This window comes from Vibrio sp. M250220 (assembly GCF_036533795.1).
Lineage (GTDB): Bacteria > Pseudomonadota > Gammaproteobacteria > Enterobacterales > Vibrionaceae > Vibrio.
Genome location: NZ_JATABI010000006.1, coordinates 71,945 through 90,256, shown reverse-complemented (window position 1 = coordinate 90,256; position 18,312 = coordinate 71,945). Strand labels below are relative to the sequence as shown.

Below are 18,312 nucleotides of genomic sequence, written 5' to 3'. Positions count from 1 at the left end.
TCGATGTTACGCGCAATCTACTTTTCTCTTATTCTAATTTGCATCTTGCCTACCATTCCGGGACTTGCCGGAGTGGTAGTGGCTGCGTTTGGTTATATTCCGCCCATTGGACTTGAGTCCTTTTCATTAAATGGCTTTGAGTCAGTTTTCGCTTGGCAGGGCATCGGACAGTCAGTGGGTCTCACGCTCTTTTCGACTCTTGCTAGTAGCTATCTTGCCTGCTTAGCGACCTTTGCGATTCTGCTTTCTAGTTGGCATCATCCATTTTGGCGTAAAATCGAGCTGACGTTATCCCCTTTACTCGCTATGCCACACGTCGCTTTTGCTATTGGTTTTGCCTTTCTTTTTTCTCCAACCGGATTGGTGGCTCGATCGTTGTACCATCTGTTTGGCTATGATCCGAATGCACAATCTGTCTCTGATCTCGCCTTTGTGATCAAAGATCCTTATGCAATAGGACTGGTTCTCATGCTGGCTATAAAGGAAATTCCCTTCCTATTGCTGATGAGCATCCCAATTCTACAGCAGCTAAAAGTGTCACAAACCGAAAAAGTAACCCTGTCACTGGGTTATTCTAGGGCGCAGACTTGGTGGAAATGCATCTTTCCACAATGGTTTGCCAAACTTCGCTTTCCGATGTTGGCTGTGATTGCCTACAGCCTTTCAGTGGTAGATGTCGCTTTGATTATCGGTCCAACCAATCCTCCAACCTTTGCTGTTTTAATTTGGCAGTGGTTTAACGAACCAGATTTAGCTCAACTTCCTCGCGCTGCATCGGGTGCGACATTACTGTTTCTTATCGCCAGCGTACTGATTCTATTCGCCAGAATCGTCGAATGGGTGATCACAAAAGGGCTCAAACATTGGCAATATTCAGGGCGTTCAGGAATGGATCTGCCAGGTAAGTCCACCTTCAGCATTGTGCTCGTTTTAAGTCTGGCTATAGTACCCATCTTGGTTTTGTGGAGCTTTGCTCAGAGATGGCGATTCCCTGACCTACTTCCTACTCAGTTTAGTTTGCGCTTCTGGCAATATGAGTGGGCGGGTATTTTTAGCGCGCTCAATCAAAGCCTGTTAATCGCATTAGTCAGTGCCAGTATTGCTCTGTTGCTTGCGTTAGCGGCTCACGAGTACCACCAAAGACATCATCGACAGATACCTGGATACGTGATTGCGATTCCAATGTTAATCCCACAACTTTCGATTCTATTTGGTATTCAGGTAGTCACGCTCTATCTAAACAGTAGTGCTTACCTATTCTGGGTGTGCTGGGCACACGTATTTTTTGCCTTTCCTTACGTCTACCTCTCACTGGATGGCCCTTGGCGCAGCTTCGACAATGGCTTGACCCGTGTCGGCCTAAGTTTGGGTAAAAGCCCGATTCAAGTCTGGTGGCAGATTAAGTTACCGATATTGTTGCCCGCGGTGCTTTTTGCTTGGGCTATCGGTATTAGTGTCAGCTTGGCACAATACTTACCTACGCTAGTTTTAGGCGCGGGGAGGATAAGCACGATAACGACTGAAGCCGTAGCGCTTTCGAGTGGTTTTGACCGTCGTGTCACCGCAATTTATGCGTTGTGGCAAGCATTGTTGCCCCTCATTTTCTTCTCTATCGCTATGGTACTCAGCCGACTTCAGGTTAAATACCGTAGATTGTCTATTAAAGGATTGCTACCCAATGAGCCTTTGTCTCAAAAACCTCGTCATCTGTAACAAAAGTGGTGAGGTACTGTTTAACGCGTTGAACCTTCAAATCAATAACGGAGAAATTGTCACGCTAATGGGACCAAGTGGCTGCGGTAAATCAACTTTGCTTGATGCGATTGCCGGGCACCTAAGCAGTGACTTCACCTACCAAGGTCAAATCACGTTGAATCAAAAGCCGATTGACTCGTTGCCAGCGCATCAACGTCAGGTCGGGATTTTGTTCCAAGATGATTTACTGTTTCCACACCTTTCTGTATGGGAAAACCTCGCGTTTTCATTACCGAATGAAGTCAAAGGCGCTGCGCGTAAAGAGCAGGCGATGAAGGCACTGAAAAACATTTCACTCACCAACTTGGCGGACTCTTTTCCCGACCAGATTTCAGGGGGGCAGCGTGCGCGAATTAGCCTAACTCGAATGCTACTCGCTAAACCTAATCTGGCCTTGCTAGACGAGCCATTTAGTAAACTGGATAGAGAGTTGCGAGTTCAGTTTCGTCAATGGGTTGTGGAGCAACTCAAAAAAGCAGACATCCCTGCGCTTATGGTCACTCATGATGAAACCGACATTCCCGACAATAGCCGTTGCCTAACTTGGCCATGGGAGACGGTTCATGCTTGATCGTTTGAGTATCAAAGTTATTCGCTGGCCGTTGGCACAGTCAGCAAATCTCTTAGACCGATGTGGTATCACCGCAAACCAAACCACGATGTTTGGTTTTGCGCTTGGCTGCGTCGCCTTCCCAGCGTTGATTTTTGAGCAATATACTCTGGCACTGCTACTCATCATCGCCAATAGAATCTGCGATGGCCTGGATGGCGCTCTGGCGCGTATTCAAGGAATAACAGATGCGGGCGGCTTTCTCGATATTAGTCTCGATTTTCTGTTCTATTCGCTCATTCCTTTTGGGTTCGTATTGGCAAACCCTGAGCAAAATGCCGTTGCGGGTGCATTTTTGATTTTCTCGTTTATCGGTACCGGTAGCAGCTTTTTGGCCTTCGCAGTCATGGCAGGGAAACGAGGCATTGAAAATCCAGTCTATCAGCACAAATCTCTTTACTACATGAGTGGTCTGACAGAAGGGACAGAAACCATTGCGTGCTTTATCTTATTCTGCTTGCTTCCTAACCACTTTGCACTGATTGCCTACCTGTTTGGTGCAGCATGCTGGTTTACAACTCTAACTCGAATTTATTCGGGTTTTATTACTTTAAAACAGAGCCGTGATCAGGCTTAACGTAAGGCTTGAAACAGGCTCGCTAAATGGGCGCGAAGCTCTTTTTGAACAATGAGCGGGTAGCTCGTTTGGCTGATAGTGGCTATGGGCTGTCGTACGATAGAACGAAAAAACGGCCCAAATTGAGGGCCGTTCGCAAGAGTATGGTTCGCTATCCAGTGCGTTCCAACCACTGTAAGTGATAGGGGTTGCCCTTAAAGGGCGCTTTTTATTTAAACAACATAACTTTTAATGACGCTTCACTGTCCACATCTGCGAATTCTGGTGGATTCTCAAGACGCTCAACAAAATTCAATGTAGGCGCTTCTTCCTTCATGCCATCGATCAAGAAATCGCAAGTCACTTGCGGTGAGTTTACACACGCGAGCACTTGCCCCTCCTCAGCCAATAGTTCTGGGAGTTTTCTCAAGATACGTTTGTAGTCTTTAGTTAAAGCAAAGCTACCCTTTTGGAACGACGGTGGGTCAATAATAATAAGGTCGTAACGACCCATTTTTTTGATTTTCCCCCATGAGCGGAAAATGTCGTAGCCGAGAAACTTTACCTGATTAATATTGTGACCGTTGAGTTTGTGGTTCTCTCTTCCTTTCGCCAGTGAACCTTTCGACATGTCAACGTTAACCACTTGATCAGCCCCACCCTCAATCGCTGCCACGGAGAAACCGCAAGTGTAAGCAAATAAGTTGAGTACATTTTTATGTTTGGCGTTTGCCTTTACCCAGTCACGTCCATAGCGCATATCCAAAAACAGGCCCGTGTTCTGGTTGCGTCCGATATCAAGCTGGTATTTCAACTGCGACTCAACGACAACTGGACGACTGTTTAAATCGCCAAGCAGTACTTCAGAAGGCGCGCCTTCCGCATATCGGTGCTGAATGACTATTGCTTGCCCCTGTTTCTCAACCCAGAGAGCAGACTGAGCAATCTCCATCAAACCCGCTTTAAGCGCTTTTAAAAATTGATCATCAACGGTTTTGAAGATACTGACAATTAACTGGCCTTGAATCCAATCACACGTTAACTGTTCTAAGCCATCAAAACGACGCCCACGGCCATGGAACAAACGTCTTACTTCATTCGGCACCATCTCTAGTTGTGTGGTCAGTTGTGCAAAGAAACACGGTAAGTGTTCATCCTGCATCGCGATTGGTGTTATTTGTTTATCTTCGGCCATGATAACTCCCATGGTGTAAGCCAAGATTCGATACCTTGGCATGTGATATCAGTGTTCCATTTACTCCCTAAAACACTTTGGTTTCTTGGGTCACAAATAAATTTAAAATCTTGTTGTTGATAAGTGAAACGCAGCGCAAAAGCGTGCAGATAACCACGGTCCGACTCGGAACCTGCATTGTAAATAGGATCGCCGACGATGCCAGAGCCGACAGATTTCAACGCCACCCTGATTTGGTGCGTCTTTCCAGTATGTGGCTTGCATAAGAAGAGTCTTTCACCCGGCTCTGCGGCTGATGAGAAGAACTGAGTAATGGCAGGATTAGTCTGAGAGTTAAGCAGCTTCCATGAAGCGCGGCGTGAACGCTCCATATCACCACTCACCAGCCCTTGTTTCTTTTTCGGCTTCTTACTACCAATCGCAAGATAGTACTTTTCTACGCTGCGCTGTACAAACATCTGTGAGAGTTCACTGGCGGCAGAAGAACTTCGACCCAATAGCAAAATACCTGAAGTCATTTTATCTAGACGATGGATGAGATAGAGCTTCGCGTCACTGGTCAGTTTGGCAACTTCTTGCAGTAGCATGGTATCGCCATCATCCTTATGTACTGAAACATTGGGGTGTTTGCTGATGACAATAAAATCAGTGTGAGTGTGTAAGATATCGAACATTAAAACTGGCTCCACTTTGGACGCACGAGTATACCCATAATCCATGTGAAAGCCAGTTTCAAGTGTGCGGTTCTAAACCAGTTAGGTGCTAACTTAGTTTGAATTTACCCACTAGCAGCTCTAACTCTGCCACTTTAGAGTTTAAACCTTCAACATTTTGTGAGCTTCTATTTGCCAGTTGAAGAGAGCGTTCTGATATATCGCTGATCGCAGTGATATCCGCAGCAATTTCTTTAGTCACGGCCGTCTGCTCTTCTGCTGCAGTAGCAATCGAGTTAACCATCGCCTGCACGTTGGCAGCTCCAGCAACGATTTCTTCTAGCACACTTACCGCTCCAGAGCTACGCTCTACACCGATTTCAACCAACTGACAGTTCTCAACCGTATAGGTTACAGCCTCTTGAGTGCCTGATTGAATCTGCTGAATAATGCCGCCCACTTCTTTTGTCGCGTTAGTCGTACGTTCAGCCAGTGCTCGCACTTCATCAGCAACCACAGCAAAGCCACGACCAAACTCTCCAGCACGAGCCGCTTCAATCGCAGCGTTAAGTGCTAACAAGTTAGTTTGTCCAGCAATATCTTCAATCACTCGAATCACTGAGCCGATTTGCTCACTATGTTTACCAAGGCCATTCATCTGCTTTGACATCTCTGTCATCTGCAAGCTCACCTGCTGAATAGAATCGACCATCTCAGTGATAATCTGACGACCTGATTCAGCGCTGCCTTCTGAGCGTTGTGCCTCTTCAAAGGTGGCTGTTCCTTGCTGTGCAACTTCTGCAATCGTTAAGCTTAACTCCTCTGCTGCAGTTGCTATCAAGTTAGCTTTGCCTGCTTGGGATGAGGCGCCTTGTACAATATCTTGGCTGACATTTGATAGTTCGCTAGTGACACTTTTCACTTCAACCGCGACTGATGAAATGCTACCAATCAGTGTGGTTAACGAAGCTTGCATCTTATTAATCGACACCGCTAGGTTTGCCAGCTCATCGCCCGATTTATCGGCAATATCTTCTGCTGTCAGATCGCCGTTAGCGACCTTTTGCGCCACACTATCTAACTTGGTGAGACGTGTGGTAATTGAGTTTGAAAGCAAGTACGCAATGGTACAAGTCAGGATCAATGCGATAACAAACAGAATTAAGATCGTATTTTCAATGGTGTTAAATGACTCCATCAGCCCAAGAAGAGAACCGTCCGTGCCTTCAATTGATTCTGATGAAGCTCCATCAAGCAGTGCTTCGATTGGCGCTAGGTAAGATTCGTACAACTCCCGCAATGCTGTAATTTCTTGCTCTAACGCATCTTTGTTACCCAACAAAGGTACGATATCTCGCTCAAACCCTTGAGTAAAACCGCGCATCAGTTGTTCAATTTTTTCAACACGTTGATAATCTGACTTTCCTTGAGTCTCTAATGTTTTCACGTGAGTAATTGCATCAGCAAATTCTTGCTTATTGGTTTTGTAATCGTCAAATGCGCTCGGCACGCCTGTAATGGCTCCCGTTGCATCTCGATACACATCACCCGCCTCATCAATTAAACTCAAGTAGCCAACCACTTCAGGAACATCATCTTTTCTAATTTCATCAGCAACAGCATGTGACTGATTCACTTCCATCCAGATAACACCTGCCATGATAGTCATAATGGCAAGAATACAGCCGAACCCGGCATACAATTTACTTCGAACAGACCATTTCACTATGTAGCTTCCTCTATTGAATGCTTTAGGTAAATTTAGAATCTATATGACTTATCGGCTGTATATTATACTTCTTTAACAAGGTTATTAACTAAAACGAAAAAACCTCCCAAGTGGGAGGTTTTTAGTTAGGTCCGCTTTTTAGACAGATTTATAGCTTCTTAGAGAAGATACCCGCAACCGCGATGATACCAAGACCTAACAGCATGATTTCACCTTTGCCACTATCGAAGCCTGACTTGACACCCATGAAGGCAACAATAGCGATAGCAACTGGAATCACGTATTTAACCAAGTTGTACCATAGACCGAATAGTGGGAATGATACTTCGCCGTCGTTAGTGATTTCTTTCTCAAGGTCTGCACGAGATAGACGCCAGCCAGCAAAGATACACACCAACATACCGCCAACCGCTAGGAAGATCTTATCGGTTAACAAGTCAAAAATATCGAATGCACCTGTACCAAATAATGTTGGACCTACACCGCCTAGAGATAGTGAAGCGAACACACATAGTGAAGCCATTACTACGCTTGAGCTAAGTACTGCTGTTGAACGCTTCATACCTTTTTCATCGATTAGGTAAGATACAACAACTTCAAGAAGAGAAACTGAAGATGTTAGTGCTGCTACCGTTAGTGCGATGAAGAACATTAGAGCGAATAGTAAACCGATTACGCCGCCCATTTCAGCGAATAGCTGAGGTACAACAACGAACACCAAGCCAGGACCTGCTGCGGGTTCCATACCGAACGCGAACATTGCTGGGAACATCGCGACACCTGCTAGGATCGCAACACCCGTATCCATAGCCGTCACCATACCTGTCGTCTGAACTAAGTTCTCTTTCTTCTTCAGGTAAGAACCGTAGGTCATCATACAGCCCATACCAAGACTTAGTGAGAAGAATGCCTGACCTAGCGCAGCTAGAACAACATTACTGTCTACTTTTGAAAAGTCTGGCATGAATAGGAATTCTAGACCTGCCATTGCACCTGGTAGCATCAAACCTTTTACCGACACAACGATCAGAATTAGGAATAGAAGCGGCATTAGAATCTTACCCGCTTTCTCGATACCGCCTGAAATACCCTTCATTACGATAATGATGTTGAAAGCTAGATAGATACCCATCCACATAAGTGGCTGAACAGGATCTGAGATAAAGCTACCGAAGCTATCACCGATTGCTTCAGGTGTGCTTAGTAGACCACCACCCACTTTGAAGATGTATGCAAGAGCCCAACCACCTACGACAGGGTAGAAACCCATGATCAGTAGGCCACTTAGAACCCCCATTACCCCAGTAAAGGTCCAACGACGGTCAGTCGATTTGAACGCACCTACTGCTGATAGACCTGTCTTTCGACCAATAGCGAATTCTGTAAGCATTACGCTAAAGCCGATAAAAATTACAAAAAGTAGGTAAATTGCAACGAACGCACCGCCGCCACTCTCACCCGCTGTGTAAGGAAATTTCCATATGTTGCCTAAACCAACAGCAGAACCTGCTGCGGCCATGACGAAGCCTAGTTTAGACCCCCATGTATCACGGGGCTGTGCACTTGTACTTGTAGCCATGGTTACTCCATTAAATCATGTTTTAAGTTGTGTTTGCTTCTGTTAGGCGTCTTTAAAAGTGGTTGTATAATTTTTTTTACACTTATTAAACTTGTCAGTGACGCTAACGTTGTAGCAAGTAAAACAGTTTAAGATTAAAATTGGAAGCCCGAACAGTATATTTTTCCACCATAAATGTAAAGATTGTGTTTAAATGCTGTTTTTTTCGCCTATAACACCCGCCAAACACCAGATTTTACATTCACATAACATATTTGTGCTTTTCAGCATTCATTCCGTATAGTTTCTACCGCCACTAATTTGTGACTTGTCCTAGCGCGCCGTGAGCTCTAATATTGGAGTGCTATATATTACCTAGGTATCTGAATGGAAAAGTTTTATCACTTCCTGACTCTCGCTGGCATTGTCTTTTACTGGATACTCGTTGCAGGTGTAACCATCCGTGTTGTACTAAAGCGCCGAGCGGTGAGTGTGTCGCTTGCCTGGTTAATGGTTATCTACATCATTCCGATTGTAGGTGTCGCTTGCTATTTCCTATTTGGTGAACTCAACCTCGGCCGTAAACGGGCAGAGAGAGCAAAGGAGATGCTGTCTCCCTTTGCACAATGGTTCGCCAAACTCAATGACTGCCACGCTCACTCACCCGAGAGTTTCGGCCGTCATATTTACCGTATAGACGAACTGTGTAATAACCGATTGGGCTTGCCTGCATTGTCTGGCAACTCCTTGTCACTACAAAGCTCGCCCGAACAAATCCTCCATTCGGTCATCGACGATATCGAAAATGCGCAATCAAGTATTCGAATGGTTTTCTATATTTGGCATCCGGGTGGACTAGCCGACTCCGTTGCATCTGCCTTAATCAGAGCAGCCAAACGTGGTGTAAACGTGAAGCTACTGCTTGATTCCGCTGGTAGTCCACGCTTTTTCCGCAGCGAGTGGTTAAAGATGATGAACAATGCTGGTATCGAAGTCGTTCAAGCTCTAGAAGTCAGTCCATGGCGTATATTCTTACGCCGCCTCGATTTACGTCAGCATAGAAAAATCATCGTTATTGATGAAAAAATTGCCTATACGGGCTCAATGAACATGGTTGATCCGGCGTACTTCAAGCAAGATTCTGGTGTCGGTCAGTGGATTGATATTATGGTTCGTATAACGGGCCCTACCGTCAATGTGCTATCAGCAATTCACTGCTGGGATTGGGAAGTGGAAACTGGCTCTCGTCGTTTTCCTCAGTTACCAGAATGCCGCATTAACCCGAACGAACCTCAGCACCCTATTCAAGTCGTTCCGTCTGGTCCAGGGATGCCTGATCACCTAATATCCCAGGTGCTCACATTAGCAATCAATCAGGCCAATCATTCCGTTCGAATTACCACACCCTATTTTGTGCCAAGTTCTGACTTACTAGAAACACTCAAAATGACCGCTCAAAGGGGTATTAAAGTTGAGTTGATCATCCCGCATAAGAATGACTCCATCATGGTTCAGTGGGCCTCTCGTGCCTTCTACAGTGAATTGCTTAGTGCAGGGGTCGAAATTTACGAGTTTTATGGTGGTCTACTCCACACTAAGTCAGTCGTGATCGATGAACAGTTCTGCTTAGTGGGCACTGTTAATATGGACATGCGTAGTCTATGGCTAAACTTCGAACTGACATTAGCAATTGACGATGAAGCCTTTACCAAAGAGATGTTGTGGCTTCAGCAAAGCTACATCAATCAATCTCATCAGGTCGACATCGAACAATGGCAAAAACGCACTCTTTATTCGCGCTTTTTGGAACGAGTTTTTTACCTGTTTAACCCTCTACTCTGATCCGTGCTTGATATTGACGCCTTGCCATGGTTTAAATATGGCAATGCGTTAATAGATAAGGACTTCCAATGTCAGAAAGCAAACAGACCAAGTATGTTACGGCAGGCCGCGACAAAAAATGGACTAATGGGGTTGTCAACCCACCCGTTCAACGCGCTTCAACTGTGGTCTTCGATACCGTTGCGGAAAAACACCATGCAACCGTCAACCGAGCGAACAAAACTCTCTTCTACGGTCGCCGTGGTACCAATACGCATTTTGCTTTTCAAGACGCAATGACAGAAATCGAAGGCGGCGCTGGCTGTGCGTTATACCCATGCGGTACAGCAGCGATTGCTAACGCTATTCTGTCATTTGTCGAAACAGGAGACCATATTTTGATGGTTGACACCTGTTATGAGCCGACACGCGACTACTGTGATAAGATCCTCAAGAAGATGGGAATCGAGACCACCTACTATGAGCCAACCATAGGTGAAGAGATTCGCAACCTCATCAAACCCAATACCAAGATCCTGTTTTTGGAATCTCCAGGCTCTATCACGATGGAAGTTCAAGATGTTCCTACCCTAGCGCGTATCGCTCATGAAAATGAGATGATTGTCATGCTCGACAATACATGGGCTGCGGGAGTGAACTTTTCACCATTTGATCACGGCGTCGATATTTCTATTCAAGCGGCGACCAAATACATTGTCGGTCACTCAGACGTGATGCTTGGAACCGCGGTAGCCAACGAGAAGCATTGGGACCAACTTCGCGAACAAAGCTACTTAATGGGTCAGTGTGTTTCTCCGGATGACGCTTACCTTGGGCTGCGTGGTATACGAACACTCGACGTTCGCATGCGCCAACACGCAGAAAACAGCCTCAAAGTGGCACAGTGGCTCCAAACAAGAACTGAAGTTGACCACGTGCGTCATCCTGCCTTGGATTCTTGCCCAGGCCACGAATTCTTTAACCGTGATTTTACCGGCGGTAACGGCCTGTTTTCGTTTGTTCTAAAAACCAGCTATCCACGTGCAACTACCGCATTACTTGATGGTATGCAGCACTTTAGTATGGGTTACTCTTGGGGTGGATTTGAGAGTTTAATCTTAGCCAACGAACCTAAAAGTTTTGATAACCTGCGCACCGTTGCCAATCCTAATTTTGAAGGCACACTAATACGTGTACATATTGGTCTGGAAAATGTTGACGATCTTATTGCAGACCTTGAAGTTGGTTTCGCACGTTACAACGCGCTGCTGCTAGAAAAAGAAGCCACAGCTTAAGCGCAGCCATTGGCGAAAGTAAAAATCCGCCTTCTTAGAAGGCGGCTTTGGCTTTCAGCCCCCTCAAAGGGGGCGTCTCCGCGCTGTTAGTTCATCTTCAACTCCAACTGAGCCTCATACTCTTGGTCTTTATTTGTCTTGATGTCTAACGTAACGCCGAATTATGTCTTCGTTCACACCTACCGTATCAACAAAGTATCCTCTCGCCCAAAAATGATTTCCCCATAGTTTTTTTCGAATATGAGCAAACTTATTGAACAGGCGAATTGCGGACCGTCCCTTCAAGGTGCCCATTAACGTTGAAATAGAAACTTTTGGTGGGACGATGACAACCAAATGAACATGAACAGGCTGAATATTTAACTCCAGTACCTCACAATCCTTCATATTGCAGAGTATGTAGATTGACTTGTACAACTCTTTGGCTACGTTGCCCTTAAGAATTTTGAACCTGTATTTTGGAGTCCAAACTATATGGTATTTACATCGCCAGTAGACGTGTGATGAACTTCTATAATCGCCCATGTTACTTGTTTCCTCTTACTTGTGGTGAATAAGAGTATTACTTCTAACATGGGCGTGTTTTCGGGCTACAGCCCTTAGGAACAATCACCACCGCCAAAGGCGGTGGTTTAGGAATGACAATGAAAATGTATATATATCAACAATTTAAGCATTTGTTAATATACAAGCTGAGCAACTTTTTGCTTGAATCGAGCAAAAAGTTGCCCGGAAGCAAAAAATGCACCAAGGAGACTGTGAATAATCACAAATTATGAAAAATCAGAAAATACCCCACTGCTACAGAGGGGTCGATGGAAGGCTCGATACCTCTGTACTTTAACCTCAACCGCCGTCCGATACATCAATGAGCGGGTATTGGCTGTAACACGATAGAACGAAAAACGGCCCCAATTGAGGGCCGTTTGTAAGCGTATGGTTCGCTATCCAGTGCGTTCAAACCACTGTAAGTGATAGGAGTTGTGTTTTAAAATCTCAACGTTCAATTAACGCTGTTTATTACGAACACCTTGCTGACCTGAGCTTTTCTTCGGTTTACGACGTGATGGGTTGTTGCTACGCCCACCAGTACTGTTCACGCGCTCTTCGTGACGTTTAACCGCACGACGGATTTTTTGGCTGCGTGAACGCTCACGTTTACGTGATGAGTTTGATTTGCTCTCATCAAGAAGCGTTTGACGTTCAGGACGAAGTTCTACCAATTCACGTAGGTAGTTTACTTCTTTAAGATCCAGTTCCATCCAGCCGCCACGAGGCAATTTCTTATCTAGGTAGATATCACCGTAGCGTACACGTTTAAGGCGGCTAACCGTGGTATCTTGAGATTCCCACAAACGACGAACCTCACGGTTACGACCTTCGTTGATGGCTACGTAGAAAGTGTGGTTCATACCATCACCACCCGCGTAAACAACGTCTTCGAAACGCGCCATACCATCTTCTAGTTCAACACCGCGAACTAGATTCTTCACTTTTTGTTCCGTTACTTCGCCGAAAACACGTACTAAGTATTCACGCTCTACTTGACGACTTGGGTGCATCAAGCGGTTTGCCAATTCACCATCTGTTGTGAAAAGCAGAAGTCCTGATGTGTTGGCATCTAAACGGCCAACTGAAATCCAGCGAGAGCCACGGATTTTAGGCAAACGGTCAAATACAGTACGACGACCTTCTGGGTCATGACGAGTACACAGTTCACCTTCTGGCTTGTAATATGCGAGTACTCGACAGATCACTTCTTCCTGCGCTTTAGCAGAAACAGTATGACCATCGATACGCACAACTGCGTTTTCATCTTCTAGTCGTTCACCAAGCTTAGCAACGACACCGTTCACACTCACGCGACCTGCTTTAATCAAAGCTTCTAGTTCGCGACGAGAGCCATGACCAGCTCGGGCTAATACTTTCTGTAGTTTTTCGTTCATTTATCTACCTATGTGTCGTCTTCTCAGACGTCGAATAAACAAGTGCGACCAAAAATCGCGGTCGCACATTATCGCAAAAAGTGTGCTAAAAATCACGTACTTTTGATTACTCGAACGGTGCAGGATCTCCAGCACCCACACGGGCAATCACAGGTTCGTCTTCACTAAAATCAACCACAGTGGTTGGTTGTTCACCCAAATAACCACCGTTAAGGATGCAGTCAACCGCATGTTCCAACTTATCGCGGATATCTTCTGGATCAGATTCCGTCACTTCGTTACCCGGTAGGATAAGAGAAGTCGACATCAATGGTTCACCTAACGCTTCAAGTAGATCAAGCGCAATGCGGTTGTCTGGAATACGAATACCGATCGTCTTACGCTTTGCATTCATTAGGCGACGTGGTACTTCCTTAGTCCCTTTAAAGATAAAAGTGTAAGGCCCCGGTGTATTATTCTTGAGTAGACGAAATGCCGTGTTGTCTACTCGAGCGTATAAAGAGATCTCTGACAGGTCACGACATAATAGAGTAAAGTTGTGCTTGTCGTTCAAGCGACGTATCTGACAGATACGCTCCAATGCTTGTTTATTTTCAAGCTGACAACCAAGTGCGTAGCCTGAATCGGTCGGGTAAACCACTACCCCACCGTTACGAATGATTGCTACAGCCTGATTGATCAAGCGAGCCTGTGGGTTTTCTGGATGAACGTAAAAAAACTGGCTCATTGTAATTCCTCATTATCGAGTCTCTCGACTCTATAGTTATTCAATATGGGCTGAATCTGTTGCCGAAGGTTCAATACCCCAATCCTTCCATACGGGTTCAACACCCGATGGCAACCATAAATTTCGACCTAGCTCCATCCAAGGAGATGGATAATGGAAGTCGCTACCTTGCGAAGCTAATAGTTTGTATTGTATAGCATAATCTGCCAAGTTGTGCCTTTCTTGTTGAGCTTGTTGCGGCTGTGCGACTTCCATCGCGTCACCACCGGCTTCAGTAAAGGCTGTTAACAGACGCTTGATCCATTTTGCCGTTAGATCATAGCGCCCCGGATGCGCGAGTACCGCATGCCCTCCAGCTTGATGAATCGCGTCAATCGCGTCTTTCATCGAGCACCATGTTGGGGGCACGTACCCTGGATTGTTACGAGTTAGGTACTTTTTAAAGACCTGCTGCATGGTCTTCGCATATTGGTTATCCACCAGCCATTTGGCAAAGTGCGCTCGGGTAATTGGTGCGTCGCCTGCAATAACCTTCACCTCTTCCAACACGCCTTCTCGAGTGGCTTTAGCCAACCTGCTGGCGATCAGTTCCGCACGACCTTCTCGATGCTTCTTTTGCTGCTCAATCAAGTCAGTGAGCGCTTGAGAGTGGGGATCGATGTTTAATCCAACAATATGGATATCTTTGTTTTGCCACACAGTGGAAATTTCAATCCCGTTGATCAGTGTCAGCGGTAAATTATTTTGCTTTATGTACTGATGCGCAGGCTCCAGTGCATCGACCGTGTCATGGTCAGTGATCGCTAAAACTTCAAGCTGAAAGCTCAATGCTCTATCGATTAATTCATTGGGAGGTAATCGTCCGTCTGAGGCTGTAGTGTGACTATGTAAATCAATTCGCATAATTTTAGTTTTTTTGGTTGACTTTTTACCTCTGCACTAGTTAACTAGTACACAAATACGAAGTACCTGATTTAAGGCTCACTATGTTACAAGACATCCAACAAAAGCAAAAAGCAAAAGTTACTGCTCACTCTATTAATAATAGAGCAGTAGATCTTGCTTGGTGGCGCACTTGGACAAGTTCTTGGTGGGCTAACGTGTACTTTTAATAAGTGAAAACCATGTTCAAAAGCCCGCTGCCGAAGCGGGCTTTTTTGTTTTGTAATCTGTCTCACATCTAACTGCTCAAACAATGGACAAATTTAACCGAAACTTGATTGGGCGACTGTGCGCTTTATGCGACTATGTAGGCAGGAAACTATTTTTAGAGATAAGGAGGTCTGGTGAACAAGGCCATTGAAATCAAAAAGCTAGGCGCTATCGAACTGCTTCGAACCACCGCACCTTATGCCGAAGATCCAACACAGTTGTTTCACACCTTATGTGAACACAAAAGTGATAGCTTACTGTTAGAGTCGGCGGAAATTGATTCGAAACAGGATCTGCAAAGTCTGCTTATCGTAGATTCAGCTGTTCGCATTGTCTGTTTTGGCCATACCGTGACCATGACAGCCTTAACGGAGAACGGTAAAAACCTACTTACTCACCTCACCAACAATATCCAAGCGAATATCGAACACTCGTTTGATGGCAATCAGTTGGTCCTCCATTTTACAACGCCTTGTGACACGATTGACGAGGATTCTCGTCTGCGTGAGGCCTCATCATTTGATGCCTTACGTTTGATTCAACATAGCTTTGATATCGACTCGCTACACAAACACGCCATTTTTATCGGCGGTCTGTTTGCCTATGATCTTGTGGCGAATTTCGAACCCTTAGGCGATGCAGAAGCGACGAATCAATGCCCAGATTATGTGTTCTATGTGGCCGAAACTCTGCTCGTGGTCGATCATCAGAAGCAATCTTGTGAACTGCAAGCGACACTATTTGCGGACACTTCGAATCCAACTCAACTAGAGCAACGCCTTGACTCTATCCGCCAACAGTGTGCAGAGCTCAAGCCATTACCAAAAGCGACGTTGGTCAGCGATACCACAGCGACACCAAATATATCTGATCAAGACTTCTGCCAGATTGTTCGCGACCTCAAAGAATATGTCGTCAAGGGAGATGTGTTTCAGGTTGTACCTTCTCGCCGCTTCACATTACCTTGCCCGTCGCCTCTTGCCGCTTACAAAGCACTGAAGCAAAGCAACCCAAGTCCTTACATGTTCTACATGCAAGATGAGTTGTTTACTCTGTTCGGCGCATCACCAGAAAGCGCACTTAAATACGAAACTCATACCAATCAAATCGAGATATACCCTATTGCCGGTACTCGTCGCCGTGGCAAACGCGCAAACGGAGAGATTGATTTCGATCTCGATAGTCGAATTGAACTTGAGCTGCGCACCGATAAAAAAGAGAACGCTGAGCATATGATGCTAGTCGACTTAGCACGAAACGACGTAGCACGTATCTCTCAACCAGGTACACGTCACGTTGCCGATCTGTTGAAAGTTGATCGCTATAGCCATGTCATGCACTTAGTGTCTCGCGTGGTTGGGCAACTTCGCGATGACTTGGATGCCCTACACGCTTACCAGGCTTGCATGAATATGGGAACACTAACCGGCGCTCCTAAAATTCGCGCAATGCAGTTAATCCGCGATGTCGAACAAGCCCGACGTGGCAGTTACGGTGGTGCGGTGGGCTATCTAACGGGCGAAGGTACGCTGGATACTTGTATCGTTATTCGTTCTGCGTATGTTGAAAATGGCATTGCACAGGTTCAGGCTGGCGCAGGGGTGGTATTTGATTCTGACCCACAAAGCGAAGCCGATGAAACGCGCGGCAAGGCACAAGCAGTAATCTCTGCTATTCAAGCAGCACACAAGGAGTAGCATCGAGATGGCAAATATCATATTCATCGACAACTTTGATTCGTTCACTTACAACTTGGTTGACCAATTTCGCTCTCTTGGTCATCAGGTCACGGTATACCGCAATAGCATTTCTGCCCAAGCGATTGAAAGCGCCGTTGCCGAACTCGAGAATCCCGTCGTACTCTTATCTCCCGGGCCGGGCGCACCCTCTGAAGCTGGCTCGATGCCTGAGATTCTTCAGCGCTTAAAAGGTAAGGTGCCAATGATTGGCATCTGTCTCGGGCACCAAGCCATTGTGGAAGCCTACGGCGGCATTGTCGCGGGCGCTGGCGAAATCATCCACGGTAAAGTTTCGATGATGGAGCACGAAAACCATGCGACTTACCAAGGACTGCCATCACCGTTGGCGATTGCACGCTACCATTCACTTGTCGCAACCAAGGTGCCTGAAACGCTGACTATTACCGCAGAGGTTGATGGTTTGGTTATGTCTGTAGTACAAGAACAAGACAAGGTATGTGGATTCCAGTTCCACCCTGAGTCAATCATGACAACATATGGCGCAACATTGCTTGCGAATGCCATTGAATGGGCTCTAGAAAAGAACAATAAATAAGGAAGAGAATCATGGAACAGATTATTAGTAAGCTCTACGAACAGCAGTCGTTAACTCAGCAAGAGAGCCAGCAGTTATTTGACGTGATTATTCGCGGCGAATTAGACCCTATTTTAATGGCGGCAGCATTGACCGCTCTGAAAATCAAAGGTGAAACACCCGACGAGATCGCTGGCGCTGCTAAGGCTTTGCTCGCTAACGCCAATCCATTTCCACGCCCAGACTACGACTTTGCTGACATCGTCGGCACAGGGGGAGACGGTCACGACACAATCAACATTTCTACCACAGCGGCATTTGTGGCAGCGGCATGTGGATTAAAAGTGGCAAAGCACGGCAACCGCAGTGTCTCTAGTAAATCAGGCAGTTCAGATCTGCTTGATTCATTCGGTATCAACTTAGCAATGAGCGCCGAAGACACGCGAGCTGCGGTCGATACTCTAGGCGTAGCATTTTTATTTGCGCCGCAATACCACCTTGGTGTTCGCCACGCAATGCCTGTTCGCCAAACCATGAAAACTCGAACCATCTTTAACATTTTGGGCCCGTTGATTAACCCTGCTCGCCCTAACATTGAGCTGATGGGCGTCTATAGTGAGGAGCTGGTTCGCCCTATCGCAGAAACCATGTTGCAGATGGGGATGAAACGCGCCGCGGTTGTCCACGGTAGCGGCTTAGATGAAGTGGCGATTCATGGCAAAACCACCGTCGCTGAGATTAAAGATGGTCAGATCCATGAGTACAGCCTGACACCAGCTGACTTTGGTCTTGAGGCGCACCCTCTTGAAGCGATCAAGGGGGGATCTCCTGAAGAAAACCGTGCGATCATTACCAATATGCTGACTGGTAAGGGAACCGACGCTCAGTTAGGTGCTGTTGCCGTCAACGTGGCGCTTTTGATGCGTTTATTTGGTCATGAAGATCTCAAAACAAACACACAACAAGCCATCGAAGCGATGAACTCCGGTAAGGCGTATCAGTTAGTTCAGCAACTCGCAGCACATGCATAACAACGGCAGT

The 18,312-nt window shown here is 46.0% G+C and carries 16 protein-coding genes, 1 pseudogene and 1 other annotated feature; of the genes and pseudogenes, 9 read left to right on the top strand and 8 right to left on the bottom strand.

The window, feature by feature from the left end:
- Positions 1 to 3 precede the first annotated feature (3 nt).
- Genes QTN94_RS04250 through QTN94_RS04240 form a run of 3 tightly spaced genes read left to right on the top strand, consistent with a single transcriptional unit; the run spans position 4 to position 2,942 of the window.
- Positions 4 to 1,713: an ABC transporter permease gene (locus QTN94_RS04250; RefSeq protein ID WP_331415870.1), complete on the top strand. Its 1,710-nt coding sequence runs from the start codon at positions 4 to 6 to the stop codon at positions 1,711 to 1,713.
- Entirely contained in the window at positions 1,679 to 2,326 is a 648-nt protein-coding gene (locus tag QTN94_RS04245) for an ATP-binding cassette domain-containing protein (RefSeq protein WP_331415871.1), read from the top strand. Before QTN94_RS04250 ends, QTN94_RS04245 begins: the two co-directional genes overlap by 35 nt.
- Positions 2,319 to 2,942: a CDP-alcohol phosphatidyltransferase family protein gene (locus tag QTN94_RS04240; RefSeq protein WP_331426996.1), complete on the top strand. Its 624-nt coding sequence runs from the start codon at positions 2,319 to 2,321 to the stop codon at positions 2,940 to 2,942. The genes QTN94_RS04245 and QTN94_RS04240 overlap by 8 nt, the downstream gene beginning before the upstream one ends.
- Before the next feature lie 208 nt (positions 2,943 to 3,150).
- Here the strand turns inward: QTN94_RS04240 and QTN94_RS04235 are convergent, their stop codons facing one another.
- From QTN94_RS04235 to QTN94_RS04220, 4 genes are all read right to left on the bottom strand, one after another.
- Positions 3,151 to 4,083 carry a class I SAM-dependent methyltransferase gene (locus QTN94_RS04235; protein WP_331427019.1) on the bottom strand — a complete coding sequence of 311 codons (933 nt, stop codon included), beginning with the start codon at positions 4,081 to 4,083 and terminating at the stop codon, positions 3,151 to 3,153.
- Between the two features lie 11 nt (positions 4,084 to 4,094).
- Positions 4,095 to 4,790: a TIGR01621 family pseudouridine synthase gene (locus tag QTN94_RS04230; RefSeq protein WP_331426995.1), complete on the bottom strand. Its 696-nt coding sequence runs from the start codon at positions 4,788 to 4,790 to the stop codon at positions 4,095 to 4,097.
- Positions 4,791 to 4,878: 88 nt separating this feature from the next.
- The gene (locus tag QTN94_RS04225) at positions 4,879 to 6,495 is read right to left on the bottom strand and encodes a methyl-accepting chemotaxis protein (RefSeq protein ID WP_331426994.1); all 1,617 of its coding nucleotides are present in this window, start codon (positions 6,493 to 6,495) and stop codon (positions 4,879 to 4,881) included.
- Between the two features lie 151 nt (positions 6,496 to 6,646).
- Positions 6,647 to 8,077, bottom strand: a complete 1,431-nt coding sequence (locus tag QTN94_RS04220; protein ID WP_138970338.1) for a sodium-dependent transporter — start codon at positions 8,075 to 8,077, stop codon at positions 6,647 to 6,649.
- Positions 8,078 to 8,443: 366 nt separating this feature from the next.
- Here QTN94_RS04220 and cls point away from each other — a divergent pair, with 366 nt between their 5' ends.
- Both cls and QTN94_RS04210 read left to right on the top strand, forming a co-directional pair.
- Entirely contained in the window at positions 8,444 to 9,898 is a 1,455-nt protein-coding gene (gene cls / locus QTN94_RS04215) for a cardiolipin synthase (protein ID WP_331426993.1), read from the top strand.
- A gap of 68 nt (positions 9,899 to 9,966) precedes the next feature.
- A complete protein-coding gene (locus QTN94_RS04210; RefSeq protein WP_331426992.1) occupies positions 9,967 to 11,172 on the top strand; it encodes a cystathionine beta-lyase in 1,206 nt (401 codons plus the stop codon).
- 86 nt (positions 11,173 to 11,258) lie between these two features.
- Here the strand turns inward: QTN94_RS04210 and tnpA are convergent.
- The 4 genes and pseudogenes from tnpA to rnm all read right to left on the bottom strand — a co-directional run bounded on the left by tnpA (position 11,259) and on the right by rnm (position 14,748).
- Positions 11,259 to 11,697 (bottom strand): annotated as a pseudogene (gene tnpA / locus QTN94_RS04205) (IS200/IS605 family transposase).
- Between the two features lie 482 nt (positions 11,698 to 12,179).
- Complete coding sequence (gene rluB, locus QTN94_RS04200) at positions 12,180 to 13,118, bottom strand: 23S rRNA pseudouridine(2605) synthase RluB (protein WP_138973252.1); 939 nt, start codon at positions 13,116 to 13,118, stop codon at positions 12,180 to 12,182.
- 106 nt (positions 13,119 to 13,224) lie between these two features.
- Positions 13,225 to 13,845: an L-threonylcarbamoyladenylate synthase gene (locus QTN94_RS04195; RefSeq protein WP_269375897.1), complete on the bottom strand. Its 621-nt coding sequence runs from the start codon at positions 13,843 to 13,845 to the stop codon at positions 13,225 to 13,227.
- Positions 13,846 to 13,881: 36 nt separating this feature from the next.
- Positions 13,882 to 14,748, bottom strand: a complete 867-nt coding sequence (gene rnm, locus QTN94_RS04190; protein ID WP_331426991.1) for an RNase RNM — start codon at positions 14,746 to 14,748, stop codon at positions 13,882 to 13,884.
- Between the two features lie 83 nt (positions 14,749 to 14,831).
- Here rnm and QTN94_RS04185 point away from each other — a divergent pair, with 83 nt between their 5' ends.
- The 4 genes from QTN94_RS04185 (at position 14,832) to trpD (ending at position 18,302) form a co-directional block, all read left to right on the top strand.
- Positions 14,832 to 14,957 carry a Trp operon leader peptide gene (locus QTN94_RS04185; protein ID WP_138973255.1) on the top strand — a complete coding sequence of 42 codons (126 nt, stop codon included), beginning with the start codon at positions 14,832 to 14,834 and terminating at the stop codon, positions 14,955 to 14,957.
- Positions 14,904 to 15,006 (top strand) — a sequence feature (Trp leader region). (Overlaps the previous gene by 54 nt.)
- A 125-nt stretch (positions 15,007 to 15,131) precedes the next feature.
- On the top strand, positions 15,132 to 16,694 hold the full coding sequence (locus QTN94_RS04180) for an anthranilate synthase component 1 (RefSeq protein WP_331426990.1): 1,563 nt from the start codon (positions 15,132 to 15,134) through the stop codon (positions 16,692 to 16,694).
- 7 nt (positions 16,695 to 16,701) lie between these two features.
- A complete protein-coding gene (locus QTN94_RS04175; RefSeq protein ID WP_138973257.1) occupies positions 16,702 to 17,292 on the top strand; it encodes an aminodeoxychorismate/anthranilate synthase component II in 591 nt (196 codons plus the stop codon).
- An 11-nt stretch (positions 17,293 to 17,303) separates the two neighbouring features.
- Entirely contained in the window at positions 17,304 to 18,302 is a 999-nt protein-coding gene (gene trpD / locus QTN94_RS04170) for an anthranilate phosphoribosyltransferase (protein ID WP_331426988.1), read from the top strand.
- The last annotated feature ends 10 nt before the right edge of the window (positions 18,303 to 18,312 follow it).

Excerpts from the sequence above, each read along its gene's own strand:
- QTN94_RS04250 (WP_331415870.1), top strand. The coding sequence starts at position 4 with ATGTTACGCGCAATCTACTTTTCTCTTATTCTAATTTGCATCTTGCCT.
- QTN94_RS04245 (WP_331415871.1), top strand. The coding sequence starts at position 1,679 with ATGAGCCTTTGTCTCAAAAACCTCGTCATCTGTAACAAAAGTGGTGAG.
- QTN94_RS04240 (WP_331426996.1), top strand. The coding sequence starts at position 2,319 with ATGCTTGATCGTTTGAGTATCAAAGTTATTCGCTGGCCGTTGGCACAG.
- QTN94_RS04235 (WP_331427019.1), bottom strand. The coding sequence starts at position 4,083 with ATGCAGGATGAACACTTACCGTGTTTCTTTGCACAACTGACCACACAA.
- QTN94_RS04230 (WP_331426995.1), bottom strand. The coding sequence starts at position 4,790 with ATGTTCGATATCTTACACACTCACACTGATTTTATTGTCATCAGCAAA.
- QTN94_RS04220 (WP_138970338.1), bottom strand. The coding sequence starts at position 8,077 with ATGGCTACAAGTACAAGTGCACAGCCCCGTGATACATGGGGGTCTAAA.
- cls (WP_331426993.1), top strand. The coding sequence starts at position 8,444 with ATGGAAAAGTTTTATCACTTCCTGACTCTCGCTGGCATTGTCTTTTAC.
- QTN94_RS04210 (WP_331426992.1), top strand. The coding sequence starts at position 9,967 with ATGTCAGAAAGCAAACAGACCAAGTATGTTACGGCAGGCCGCGACAAA.
- rluB (WP_138973252.1), bottom strand. The coding sequence starts at position 13,118 with ATGAACGAAAAACTACAGAAAGTATTAGCCCGAGCTGGTCATGGCTCT.
- QTN94_RS04195 (WP_269375897.1), bottom strand. The coding sequence starts at position 13,845 with ATGAGCCAGTTTTTTTACGTTCATCCAGAAAACCCACAGGCTCGCTTG.
- rnm (WP_331426991.1), bottom strand. The coding sequence starts at position 14,748 with ATGCGAATTGATTTACATAGTCACACTACAGCCTCAGACGGACGATTA.
- QTN94_RS04185 (WP_138973255.1), top strand. The coding sequence starts at position 14,832 with ATGTTACAAGACATCCAACAAAAGCAAAAAGCAAAAGTTACTGCTCAC.
- QTN94_RS04175 (WP_138973257.1), top strand. The coding sequence starts at position 16,702 with ATGGCAAATATCATATTCATCGACAACTTTGATTCGTTCACTTACAAC.
- trpD (WP_331426988.1), top strand. The coding sequence starts at position 17,304 with ATGGAACAGATTATTAGTAAGCTCTACGAACAGCAGTCGTTAACTCAG.